At 37.2% G+C, this 12,483-nt stretch carries 13 protein-coding genes; 10 read left to right on the forward strand and 3 right to left on the reverse strand.

From position 1 onward, the window contains the following. Window positions 1–121 precede the first annotated feature (121 nt). A complete protein-coding gene (locus ACFFHT_RS02840) occupies window positions 122–1,126 on the reverse strand; it encodes a substrate-binding domain-containing protein (RefSeq protein ID WP_382373295.1) in 1,005 nt (334 codons plus the stop codon). Between the two features lie 182 nt (window positions 1,127–1,308). Between ACFFHT_RS02840 and galT the strand changes: the two genes are divergently transcribed. Genes galT through ACFFHT_RS02855 form a run of 3 tightly spaced genes read left to right on the forward strand, consistent with a single transcriptional unit; the run spans window position 1,309 to window position 4,544 of the window. Next, entirely contained in the window at window positions 1,309–2,352 is a 1,044-nt protein-coding gene (galT, locus tag ACFFHT_RS02845; RefSeq protein ID WP_382373297.1) for a galactose-1-phosphate uridylyltransferase, read from the forward strand. A 15-nt stretch (window positions 2,353–2,367) separates the two neighbouring features. After that, complete coding sequence (gene galK / locus ACFFHT_RS02850) at window positions 2,368–3,522, forward strand: galactokinase (protein ID WP_382373299.1); 1,155 nt, start codon at window positions 2,368–2,370, stop codon at window positions 3,520–3,522. Then, window positions 3,516–4,544: a galactose-1-epimerase gene (locus tag ACFFHT_RS02855; protein ID WP_382373301.1), complete on the forward strand. Its 1,029-nt coding sequence runs from the start codon at window positions 3,516–3,518 to the stop codon at window positions 4,542–4,544. Before galK ends, ACFFHT_RS02855 begins: the two co-directional genes overlap by 7 nt. A 34-nt stretch (window positions 4,545–4,578) precedes the next feature. On the opposite strand, the gene ACFFHT_RS02860 is transcribed toward ACFFHT_RS02855, so the two are convergent. Further along, on the reverse strand, window positions 4,579–4,980 hold the full coding sequence (locus tag ACFFHT_RS02860; RefSeq protein ID WP_382373303.1) for an NUDIX hydrolase: 402 nt from the start codon (window positions 4,978–4,980) through the stop codon (window positions 4,579–4,581). A 103-nt stretch (window positions 4,981–5,083) separates the two neighbouring features. Here ACFFHT_RS02860 and ACFFHT_RS02865 point away from each other — a divergent pair, with 103 nt between their 5' ends. From ACFFHT_RS02865 to ACFFHT_RS02875, 3 genes are read left to right on the forward strand one after another with little or no spacing between them, the layout of a single operon-like run. Beyond that, window positions 5,084–5,437: an ArsC family reductase gene (locus tag ACFFHT_RS02865; protein WP_382373305.1), complete on the forward strand. Its 354-nt coding sequence runs from the start codon at window positions 5,084–5,086 to the stop codon at window positions 5,435–5,437. Further along, the gene (gene dapE / locus ACFFHT_RS02870) at window positions 5,434–6,567 is read left to right on the forward strand and encodes a succinyl-diaminopimelate desuccinylase (protein ID WP_382373307.1); all 1,134 of its coding nucleotides are present in this window, start codon (window positions 5,434–5,436) and stop codon (window positions 6,565–6,567) included. Before ACFFHT_RS02865 ends, dapE begins: the two co-directional genes overlap by 4 nt. Before the next feature lie 3 nt (window positions 6,568–6,570). After that, window positions 6,571–7,248: a M15 family metallopeptidase gene (locus ACFFHT_RS02875; RefSeq protein WP_382373309.1), complete on the forward strand. Its 678-nt coding sequence runs from the start codon at window positions 6,571–6,573 to the stop codon at window positions 7,246–7,248. Window positions 7,249–7,251: 3 nt separating this feature from the next. Here ACFFHT_RS02875 and ACFFHT_RS02880 read toward each other — a convergent pair whose 3' ends face one another. Further along, complete coding sequence (locus tag ACFFHT_RS02880; RefSeq protein ID WP_382373311.1) at window positions 7,252–8,121, reverse strand: endonuclease/exonuclease/phosphatase family protein; 870 nt, start codon at window positions 8,119–8,121, stop codon at window positions 7,252–7,254. 107 nt (window positions 8,122–8,228) lie between these two features. Between ACFFHT_RS02880 and ACFFHT_RS02885 the strand changes: the two genes are divergently transcribed. The 4 genes from ACFFHT_RS02885 to ACFFHT_RS02900 all read left to right on the forward strand — a co-directional run bounded on the left by ACFFHT_RS02885 (window position 8,229) and on the right by ACFFHT_RS02900 (window position 12,445). Further along, window positions 8,229–9,557, forward strand: a complete 1,329-nt coding sequence (locus tag ACFFHT_RS02885; protein WP_382373313.1) for a cation:proton antiporter — start codon at window positions 8,229–8,231, stop codon at window positions 9,555–9,557. A 94-nt stretch (window positions 9,558–9,651) separates the two neighbouring features. Continuing rightward, on the forward strand, window positions 9,652–10,332 hold the full coding sequence (gene cmk, locus ACFFHT_RS02890; RefSeq protein WP_382373315.1) for a (d)CMP kinase: 681 nt from the start codon (window positions 9,652–9,654) through the stop codon (window positions 10,330–10,332). Window positions 10,333–10,434: 102 nt separating this feature from the next. Further along, entirely contained in the window at window positions 10,435–12,084 is a 1,650-nt protein-coding gene (gene rpsA / locus ACFFHT_RS02895; protein WP_382373317.1) for a 30S ribosomal protein S1, read from the forward strand. Between the two features lie 82 nt (window positions 12,085–12,166). Next, a complete protein-coding gene (locus tag ACFFHT_RS02900; protein WP_382373319.1) occupies window positions 12,167–12,445 on the forward strand; it encodes an integration host factor subunit beta in 279 nt (92 codons plus the stop codon). Window positions 12,446–12,483 lie beyond the last annotated feature (38 nt).

Genomic DNA, 12,483 nt, shown 5'->3' on the forward strand with positions numbered 1-12,483 from the left:
CAACTGTCTTGTTATCTTTCCATACCACTACTGCAGAAATATAACTGTAAATAGCATACCGATTTTTTTTCAGCTTTGATGTGATCGGTTTCACAAAAATGTAACTCTATTACAAAATTTTTTATTTTTGTCGTCTTTCTACTGAAAAACGTCTGACTAAAGTCGGATTAAACTGGATAGGTTTAGGTAAATTTGTATCATCGTTTGCCAAACCCAATGCCAATTCAGCAGCATAATTTGCCATTAAATCAATAGGATACCTAATTGTTGTTAATTTAGGAATTAGATGATTAGCGATTGGCATATCGTCAAATCCAATGACAGAAAAATCTTTTGGCACAATAATACCGTTTTCACTCAAGACCGACATTGCTCCTGAGGCCATTGAGTCGTTATATGCCACTACTGCCGTTAAATCACTGTTATAACTTAATAAATTAATCATCGCTTCCTCACCACCTTCAAAATTCGGTGCCCCCTTGGTAATAGCAAGTTTACGAATAGGTAAGTTATATTTTTGCAACATATTCAGATAACCTTGTAAACGGTCAGTTTCATCATGAATTGGGTGGTTAGAACCTATGTAGCCAATACTTTTATGTCCATATTTAATTAAAGTTTCTGTAGCAATCTCTGTACCTTTCGTATTATCTAATCCAACACAGCGATTCTCGAATCCTGGAATCACACGATTAATAATCACCATTCCTTTTACCGTTTTCAGATAATTTGCTAATTCTTCATCTGACAAGGCTTTCGCATGCACAACCAAACAAGTACAACGTTTACGCAATAAATTATCTATCGCCTTACGTTCTTTCTCTGCATTATGGTAGCCAATACCAATCAAAATATTTTTTTGATACTTTTCGGCAACCTGATCAATTGACTTGACTAAAATAGCAAAAAAAGAATCCGTTACATCTGTTACAACAACACCAATAGTATCAATACTTTGTGAAGCTAATGCCTGTGCATTGGCATTTGGCTGATAATTTAATTCTGTAACTGCTTGTAATACTTTATTTTTTGCTTTTTCACTGATACTCTCATGGTTATTTAAAACCCGAGAAACTGTGGCAACTGAAACGCCAGCAAGTTTAGCAACATCACGAATTGTTACCATATTTTCAACCCTTCAATGACTCTGTTACATAATTTGTTTAAATAATAACGCTAAATAAGGATATAGAGTGATAAATATCTTCTTTTTGTGATCTAGATAACAGTTTATCGGACAAATAATTGGTATCTTACATAGAAATTTTGTAAGCGTTTTCATTTTATCTCAGATACAAGGAAAATATCATGAGTGAGTTTTTTGATCCTACTGAACACCCACATCGCCGTTATAATCCTTTAAAAGGCGAATATGTCCTCGTTTCACCTCATCGCGCCAAACGCCCTTGGCAAGGTCAACAAGAAAAAACGGCAGATGAGCAAAAACCTAGCCATGACCCAACTTGTTATTTATGTCCAGGCAATAAACGCATTACTGGTGAACAAAATCCGACTTATACCAAACCTTTTGTATTTAAAAATGATTTCTCTGCTTTATTGCATCAAACACCAACTCCACCAGTCAGTGACAATCCACTATTCCAAGTTTCTCAAGCAACTGGAGAAAGCCGTGTGGTCTGTTTTTCGCATGATCACAGCAAAACACTACCTTTATTAAGTGAAACAGAAATTGTTGAAGTGATTAAAGTTTGGCAAGAACAATTAACTGAATTAGGACAACATTATCCTTGGGTACAAATCTTTGAAAATAAAGGCGCTGCGATGGGGTGTTCTAATCCACATCCACATGGACAAATTTGGGCAAATAGTTTTTTACCAAATGAAGTTGCTCGAGAAGATCTGATGCAACGTCAATACTTACAACAACATGGATCTATCTTATTAGTGGATTATGTTCAACAAGAATTGCAACGCAAAGAACGAATTGTAGTTGAAACTGAGCATTGGGTGGCAGTCGTTCCATTTTGGGCTGTTTGGCCATTTGAAACATTATTATTACCAAAAGAACATATTCAACGTCTAACCGATTTAACACTAGCACAACGAGATGATTTAGCGATAGCGATTAAACAACTTACAACTAAATACGATAATTTATTCTCTACTTCATTCCCTTATTCAATGGGATTCCATGGTGCACCGTTTAATCATGAAGACAACCAACACTGGCAGCTGCATGCCCATTTCTATCCACCACTTTTACGTTCCGCTACTGTACGTAAATTTATGGTTGGTTACGAAATGTTAGCCGAATCACAACGAGATTTAACTGCTGAACAAGCCGCTGCACGCCTTGCAGCTTTATCAACTATCCACTATAGCCAACACTAAGTGAGTGAGGAATTTATGCACCCAATTCAACAAGCTAAACAGGTTTTTATTGAACATTTTGCCACTCAACCAACCTTACAAGTTTATGCCCCAGGTCGAGTGAATTTAATTGGAGAACATACTGACTATAATGATGGCTTTGTGATGCCTTGTGCCATTAATTATGGTACATCAATCTGTGGTAGTACCCGTGATGATCATCAATTCCATATTTTTGCTGCAGATCTTAATGAAACCGATCAATTTTCATTACTAGAAGAGATTAAACCTGTCGAACGTAAATGGTGTAACTATATCCGTGGTGTGGTTCATTTTATCCAGCAAACTTGTCCTGAATTTAAACAAGGGGCAAATTTAGTGATTAGTGGCAATGTACCTCATTCTTCAGGATTAAGTTCTTCCGCTGCCTTAGAGGTTGCAACAGGGAAATTCTGCCAACAATTAGGTAATTTACCGCTTACCAATACAGAATTAGCCTTAATTGGACAAAAATCCGAAAATATTTTTGTTGGTTGTCAATGTGGTAATATGGATCAATTAATTTCTGCATTAGGTCAAGAACATCACGCCTTAATGATCGATTGCCGTAGTTTAGAAACCGTCCCAACGCCAATCCCAGATAATCTGGCTATTATGATTATCAACTCACATGTTAAACATGACTTAGTCGATGGTGAATACAACATTCGCCGTCAACAATGTGAACAAGCAGCCGAATTCTTTGGTGTAAAAGCATTAAGAGATGTTTCCGTCGAACAATTTAACGCCAAAGGTTTCGAACTTAAACAAACTAATCCATTAGCCTACCAACGAGCCAAACATATTGTGACTGAAAATCAACGGGTATTAGAAGCTGTTGAAGCCTTACAACATAATGATATTAAGCGTTTAGGTGAATTAATGGCACAATCGCATGACTCCATGCGAGATGATTTTGAAATCACCGTACCTGAAATCGACTACCTTGTAGAGCTCGCACAAGTTGCTATTGGCGATACTGGTGGTGCACGTATGACAGGTGGTGGTTTTGGCGGTTGTATTGTTGCGATTGCCCCTTATGATCGTGTTGATGCTGTGCGTAAAATTATTGCCGATAACTATGAAATACGAACAGGATTAAAAGAGGACTTTTATGTTTGTACCGCTTCACAAGGAGTGCATTTATGTTAGTACAAAGTCAAATTAAAGCTCCCGATAAACAATTTTATCAACTGGTTACTCTACGTAATCTTAATGGTATGCAAATCAAATTAACTGATTGGGGCGCAACGTTATTATCCATAAAAGTTCCCGTTAATGGCCAGTTACGCGAAACATTATGCAGTTGTCCTTTAGAAAAATTAGCGGAAAATCAAGCCTACTTAGGTGCAACTATCGGGCGTTTCGCCAATCGAATTAATCGTGGCAAATTCCGCCTGAATGGCAAAACTCAACAGCTTGTCAGAAATCAACAAAATCGTCATACCCTACATGGTGGGAACGGGTTTGATCAACGCCGTTGGCAAGTTAGTCACGTTACTGAAAATACGGTGATTTTTTCCCTATTTTCTGTCGATGGCGATCAAGGTTTTGCTGGAAATGTTTCCGTACAAGCTCGCTATCATTTAGCAGAAGATAATCGATTAATATTAGATTTAACCGCTGTTTCCGACCAAGATACCGCATTAAATCTGACTAATCATGCTTATTTCAATCTTGATGGTACAAATTCTGATGTACGCCAACATCAATTACAGCTATTTGCCGATCACTATTTACCAGTTGATCAAGAAGGTATTCCAAATCGCCCTTTAACAGCTGTAGCACAAACTGGGTTCGATTTTCGTCAAACTAAAACGATAGCCAAAGATTTTCTATCCGATCAAGATCAACAAGCTGTTGGTGGTTATGATCATGCTTTCTTATTACAAGGGGCATTGGGGGAATTAAAAACAGCAGCGAAATTAACTTCCGCCACGGGTGACCTCTCATTATTGCTTTCTACTAATCAAGCAGCAGTACAGGTCTATACGGGTAATTTCTTAGCAGGCAATCCAAGTCATTTTGGTACTTATCAAAATTATCAAGCGATTGCCCTAGAACCTGAAGCACTACCAGATGCACCAAATCATCCTGAGTGGTATCAATATGGTGGGATGCAAAAAGCGAATAAACCTTATCACCATCAAATTGTGTATCAGTTTGTTAGTTAATCTTAAAAGTCGGATCATAGTATCCGACTTTTACTTAATCCACTAATCCTTTCTCTGCCAAATAATCCAATACCAAACAAGCCGCTTGGGAACAAATTGCTTTATCGGCAGTAGTTAACCAACGAATTTCTTCGATTTCTGCACTTGCTTGTAATTGCCCTTGGTAATCTCCTTGATAACAACGCATTACCACCATCACGCCTTCTGCTTTACCGTGAGCTTGTGCTTGAAAAACATCCACTAAAGATAATGTTTCAGGTATCAAATCAACGTTTAATTCTTCTTTAATCTCACGTACTAATGCTTGCTCATCACTTTCGCCAACTTCACGTTTACCTCCTGGCAAATAATATTGATCTTTACCATAAGATCGTGTCATTAATACTCGATGCTGATCCAATAAAATCCAAGCTAATTTATCGATATGTTGTGTCATTTATTTCTCCTATTAAATTTAGCGAGTCTGTTTCCTTGTATGAAGTTTCTTTGTTAGTATAGAGCGTTTTCAAATAATCAACACCTTTATTTATAGGATAGTTATGCTAACTGTTTATGGAATTAAAAATTGTGATACGGTGAAAAAAACCTTATCGTGGCTGCAACAGCATCAACTTGAATCAGTACTACACGATTATCGCCAACAAGGCGTTGATCAACATTTTTTACAACAAATTATCAATTATTTTGGTTGGGAAAATGTGGTCAACAAACGCAGCACTACTTGGCGTAATTTAGATGAACAAACAAAAAATAATTTAAATTCAGATAATGTTGTTACTTTGCTTTTGCAACAACCTACCTTAATTAAACGTCCTATTGTACTAGGTGAACATATCCAACTGATTGGATTTAATGAAAAACAATATGCTACCACCTTTGGAGTCACAAAATGAAACAATCGGTTATTACCTTAGCACAAGAATTAATTCGTCGTCCCTCTCTCAGTCCAAAGGATGAAGGTTGTCAACAATTAATTGCAGACCGCTTAGCAAAAATTGGGTTTAATATTGAATGGATGCCATTTGGCGAAACTTTAAATCTTTGGGCAACGCATGGTGATTCATCACCGACTATTGTCTTTGCAGGACATACTGATGTTGTTCCAACAGGCGATGAAACGCAATGGCAGTATTCGCCATTTTCTGCGGAAATCGTTGACGATCTGTTATATGGTCGTGGTGCTGCCGATATGAAAGGATCTTTAGCTGCAATGATTATTGCTGCTGAACAATATGTCCAACAATATCCTCACCATCAAGGACGAATTGCATTCTTAATTACTTCTGATGAAGAAGCAGCTGCAAAAGATGGTACAGTAAAAGTTGTTGAAACCTTAATGGCTCGCGGTGAGAAAGTCGATTATTGTTTAGTCGGTGAACCCTCTAGTACAGCAACATTAGGCGATATTGTAAAAAATGGTCGTCGCGGTTCAATTACAGGTAATTTGTATATTCAAGGCATTCAAGGTCATGTCGCTTATCCACATCTTGCAGAAAATCCAATTCATAAAGCTTCTGCGTTTATCAATGATTTGGTAAATATTGAATGGGATCAGGGTAATGAATTTTTCCCACCAACAAGTTTGCAAATTGCCAATATTCACGCTGGCACTGGATCAAATAATGTTATTCCTGGCGAACTCTATCTGCAATTCAATCTGCGTTTTAATACTGAAACCACTGATGACAAAATCAAACAACGAGTAGAACAGCTATTACAACACCATCACCTTAAATATCGAATTGAATGGTGGTTATCTGGACAACCTTTTTTAACACCAAAAGGGAAATTAGTTGACGCGGTTGTGCAATCGCTACAACAAATTGCTCACATTACTCCTACATTAGAAACAAGTGGAGGTACATCTGATGGACGCTTCATTGCATTAATGGGAGCTGAGGTTGTCGAGCTTGGACCTTTAAATAAAACAATCCATCGTGTTAATGAATGTGTCAGCTGTAAAGATCTCATTACATTAACTACAGTTCATGTTAAAATGCTCCAGCTTTTATTAGGAGAATAATTTATGTTATCTACTGAGTGTTTGACAGGAAAATCTCGTCAACATTTATCCCCCATACCCTCAACTTATTCAACTGCACACTTTTTACAAAAAGAAGCAGTAACTGCCTTTTTAGGGTTACAACAAGCTGCCAAACAAGCTGGGATTAATTTGCAACCCGCAAGCAGTTTTCGTGATTTTGGACGTCAACAATGGATTTGGAATCATAAATTTAATGGGTTACGAAAAGTACACGATGATCGAGGAAATATAATTAATGTTTCACTCTTTCCAGATTGGCAAAAATGTGAAGCTATTTTACGTTGGTCAACTTTACCTGGGTCCAGTCGTCATCATTGGGGAACAGAAATTGATGTATTTGCACCAAACTTACTTCCTGTTGGACAACCACTGTTACTGGAACCACAAGAATATCAAACTGGTGGTTATTTTGCTCCTTTAGTCGAATTTTTACTTGAAAATATGGAAAATTTTGGTTTTACCCTACCATTTGTTAATTTTCCTAAATATAAAAAAATGGGAGTTGAATTTTGGCATCTTAGTTATCAACCACTTGCAGATGAAGCTAAGCAACAATTTACCCCTGAAATCTTGCTTGAATCCTGGAAAGGGGAAAATATTGCTGGAAAAGAAACGATTATCGAGCACCTACCTGAAGTCTTTGAATACTTTATGCTTTAATCACTAAAAAGCCAGTTCAATAAATAATGGATTGTGATCCGAAGCAGTTGTCTGCACAGTTTTTGCTTGGATCACATTTATTCCTCTTACAAATACATAATCTAAAGGATATCGATTAAATCGAATTCTATCATCAGGCGTGAATTGTACTTCTTGTAAACCTAGCTGTTTCATTAACTGCCGCAATAACACCGTTCTTTCTTGATTCCAAGCATTAAAATCTCCTGCGAGAAGCACTGGCCCTGTGTGTTGTTTTATTTGATCAGTAATTTGTTGTAACTGCTGTTGATAAGCAGTAGGAATCCATTCAAAATTGATTAAATGGGCATTAATTACTAACAAAGCTTGTGCATTATTGCGTGAATAATTTGCACTCATACTAGCCTTCGGAAAACGAATCCAAGGTTCTACAACCGAGGCACTACAATAATATTGAGGTACAAATTTACTGATTTGGGCAACGCCAGACATCACATTACGATAAGCAAAAGGACTAGCAAAAAGTTGTTCTGGTAACGTTGGTAATAATTGAGGCAATTTTTGTTCACTGGTGACTTCTTGTAATAATAGGATATCAGCCGACTGGCTATAATGTTGTAATGCTTGTTGCCAACCACGATCCAATCCTTTGTGTAAATTCCAGACTACTACTCGTAATTGCTTTTGTTCAATCGTTGATGCCTTTAATGTTGGATGATAACAGGTACGATCTGTCTGCTCTGTCTGTATAACAGGGGTGTGATGGACTACAGAAGAAGCAGAAATTAAAGTTGTATATGGCGAGGGATAGATTGTCACTGAATCAATTAAAAATCCACTTAGCCCCAATAATACCAGTAAAAACAAGAAACGCTTTTTCAGCAAATTTTTCATAAATTATCAAAAATTTTTAAAATATACCTACATACTACCACTTTACTTATTAGCAATGAATTGCTTTAATAGCGCGCGTTAATGACTTTAATCCAAAAAGGCTTATTATGAGCATTTATACTTATATCTGTTTTTTATCTGCCATCTCAATTATTCTCGGTTTTGTCACCAGTAAAATTAGCGATAAGATTCAATCAACTATCGCTATTACTGCAGCAGCCATGGTAGGTTCATTATTATTACTACTATTAGGTTATCTCGGCTGGTTCCAAATCGATTCAATTGCGATTGAAGTGATGCAGAAAATCGATTTCAAAAGTTTCCTTCTTGACGGGATTTTAGGTTTTCTATTATTTGCTGGTGCTTTGGGAATTAAAATTCCTGTACTACGCGATCAAAAATGGGAAATTACTATTTTCGCCCTCTTTTCAACGCTTGCCTCAACCTTTATTGTCGGTGCGCTTATTTATCTTGTAGCAAATTTAATTAACCTCCCAATTAATTTCATTTACTGTTTATTATTTGGTGCGTTAATTTCGCCAACCGACCCAATTGCTGTACTAGCGATTATTAAAAATTTACGTGCGCCAAAACGCCTTTCTATGCAAGTTGAAGGTGAATCATTATTTAATGATGGTGTTGGTTTAGTTATTTTCGTTACTATTTTTACTGTTGCATTTAGTACCGAACAAATGACAGCGAGCGAAGTATTACATCTTTTCTTACATGAAGCGATTGGTGGTATCTTATTCGGTTTTGTGCTTGGTCTTATTGCTCACCTTTTAATTTCCTCAACCGATGATGGTAGCTTGGAAATCTTATTAACGTTAACCATCCCAACAGCAGGCTTTATGTTAGCGAATATGTTAGGTGTTTCTGGTGCATTAGCAATGGTAGTTGCAGGTATTATGGTGGGGAACTGGACTCGCCATCGTGGCTTCTCTGAACAAAGCCAACGTTACCTTGACCATTTCTGGGAGATGATTGACCATTTCTTAAATTCACTCTTATTCTTCCTTATTGGTTTCGCGTTATTATTAATTGATTTCACCTTTAAAGGTTTCTTAATGATGCTGTTAGCAATTCCTGTTTGCTTAGCAGCACGTTATCTTAGCCTCTGGATTCCATATTCAATTTTAAAATTCTTCCGTACTTATAACCCATATACCTTAAAAATTATGACATGGGGTGGTTTACGCGGTGGGCTTGCCTTAGCAATGGCACTTTCCTTACCAGCGAAAACCGTTTTTGTAAACGGAACAGATGTGAAAGATATTATCTTGATTATGACTTATGCGGTTGTAGTGTTCTCTATCCTAGTACAAGGTGTAACTATTGAGAAAATGATCAAGAAATCGAAATTAGTGGATCCAAATCGTGAGGAATACCTTACTCCAAGCAGCCACTTTGATTCTCAAGTATCTGCACATAAATAATTTTGCTCGATATTAGAAGAATCAGTATAATTTATTCATCTCGCCGCACATATTTTGTGCGGCATCTTTTTTCTTAGTTAGATAGGTAATTACAATGACAGCAACCATTATTACTATTGATGGGCCAAGTGGTGTAGGGAAAGGAACACTCTGCCAAGCACTTACTAAACATTTCGGTTTCCACTTACTGGATTCTGGTGCTATCTATCGCATTCTTGGGTTAGCTGCATGGCAACACCAACTTGATTTTAATAATGAAGAAGCTTTAACCAAACTTGCACAAACTATTCAAATTCACTTTGTTCCAGATGAAAATGGCGTACGCACACTATTAGATCAACAGGATGTAAGTGATACGATTCGTACACAACAAGTTGCTGAGTATGCGTCAAAAATTGCAGTATTTCCGCAAGTTCGTGCAGCTCTATTACAGAAACAACGTGATTTCGCCATTGCACCAGGTTTAATCGCTGATGGGCGGGATATGGGAACGATTGTCTTTCCTCAAGCAGATATTAAGTTTTTTCTCGATGCCACTGCAGAAGAACGTGCAAAAAGACGTTTAAAACAGTTGCAGGAAAAAGGAATTAATGGTAATTTTGCCCAGATTTTATCCGAAATTCAGGAACGAGATTATCGTGATAGAAATCGTGCAGTAGCGCCGCTTGTTCCAGCGGATGATGCGATTCTATTAGACTCATCTTCCCTTTCTATCAAAGAAGTCTTTTCGTTGGCATTACAACATATTCGTCAGCGACTCCCTCATTTGGGATAAATCGTTTTTGTGTGTTTATTCAAGGATGAATAAACAATTATTATCAGCCCCGTTTAATAGGATGTTAGACGGTCGTTATTAACTTATTGAAGATTAATTTATATGTCAGAATCTTTTGCTCAACTTTTTGAAGAATCACTAAAAGAACTTGAAACTCGTCAAGGTTCAATTGTTACTGGTACCGTTGTTGCTATCAACAAAGGTTTTGTTTTCGTTGATGCTGGTTTGAAATCAGAAGCAGCTATCCCTGCTGAAGAATTCCAAAATGCACAAGGTGAAATCACTGTTCAAGTTGGTGATCAAGTTCAAGTTGCGTTAGACGCTGTTGAAGATGGTTTCGGTGAAACTAAACTTTCTCGTGAAAAAGCTGTTCGTCACGAATCTTGGATTGCCTTAGAAAAAGCATACGAAGATCAAGAAACTGTTGTTGGTTTAATCAATGGTAAAGTAAAAGGTGGTTTTACTGTTGAGTTGAATGGTGTTCGTGCATTCTTACCTGGTTCATTAGTGGATACTCGCCCAGTACGCGATACTCTTCACTTAGAAGGTAAAGAATTAGAATTTAAAGTTATCAAATTAGACCAAAAACGTAACAATGTTGTTGTTTCTCGTCGTGCTGTTATCGAATCAGAAAATAGCCAAGAACGTGATCAATTATTAGAAACCTTACAAGAAGGTGCTGAAGTTAAAGGTATCGTTAAGAACTTAACTGACTACGGTGCATTCGTTGATTTAGGTGGCGTTGATGGTTTATTACACATCACTGATATGGCTTGGAAACGTGTTAAACACCCAGGCGAAATCGTAAATGTTGGTGATGAAGTTACTGTTAAAGTATTAAAATTCGATCGTGATCGTACCCGTGTTTCTTTAGGCTTAAAACAATTAGGTCAAGACCCTTGGGCTGCAATCGCAGAAAATCACCCAGTAAATAGCAAATTAACTGGTAAAGTAACTAACTTAACTGATTATGGTTGCTTCGTTGAAATTTTAGATGGTATCGAAGGTCTTGTTCACGTTTCAGAAATGGATTGGACAAACAAAAACATTCACCCATCTAAAGTCGTTAGCGTAGGTGATGAAGTTGAAGTAATGGTATTAGAAATCGATGAAGAACGTCGTCGTATTTCTTTAGGTTTAAAACAATGTAAACCAAATCCATGGCAACAATTCGCTGATACTCACAACAAAGGTGACAAAGTATCAGGTAAGATCAAATCAATCACTGACTTCGGTATTTTCATCGGTTTAGAAGGTGGTATTGACGGTTTAGTTCACTTATCAGATATCTCTTGGAATGTTCCAGGTGAAGAAGCTGTTCGTAACTACAAGAAAGGTGACGAAGTTGAAGCTATCGTATTACAAGTTGACGCAGCTAAAGAACGTATTTCTTTAGGTATCAAACAACTTGAAGAAGATCCATTCAACAATTTCGTTGCTGTAAACAAAAAAGGTAGTGTTGTAAGTGCGAAAGTTGCTGATGTTGATTCTAAAGGCGTAAAAGTTGAATTAGACAATGGTGTTGAAGGTTATATCCGCACAGCAGATCTTAACGGCGACGTTAATGTTGGTGATGTAGTTGAAGCTAAATACACTGGCGTTGATCGTAAAGCACGTATTGTTCACTTATCAGTTCGTGCGAAAGACGAAGCTGAAGAAGCAGCAGCTTTAGCAAGCGTAAATAACAAACAAGAAGATGTTGTTATTCCTAACGCAATGGCTGAAGCATTCAAAGCAGCAAAAGGTGAATAATCTCTGATCATTCATTGATTTGAAATAAATCCGATATGCCTAGCATATCGGATTTTCTGCGATTAGACAGAAGGAGACTAACATGACAAAGTCAGAATTAATTGAAAAGTTAGTTAATCGTCACCCGACTATGCCGATTAAACAAATTGAATGTTCAGTTAAAGAAATTCTAGAACATCTCTCTGCTACCTTAGAAGATGGGGATCGTATTGAAATTCGCCGTTTTGGTAGTTTTGCTTTACGTTATCGCCAACCTCGTACTGGTCGTAATCCAAAAACTGGCTCTCAAGTTAGCCTTGAAGCAAAATCAGTTCCGCACTTTAAAGCTGGTAAAGAATTGCGTGAACGTGTCGATAATTAATTTATTATGATCTATTTTTTCTAGAAGGCTGTTAATTC

The organism is Gallibacterium melopsittaci, assembly GCF_042433085.1.
In the GTDB taxonomy this organism is placed as follows: Bacteria; Pseudomonadota; Gammaproteobacteria; order Enterobacterales; family Pasteurellaceae; genus Gallibacterium; species Gallibacterium melopsittaci.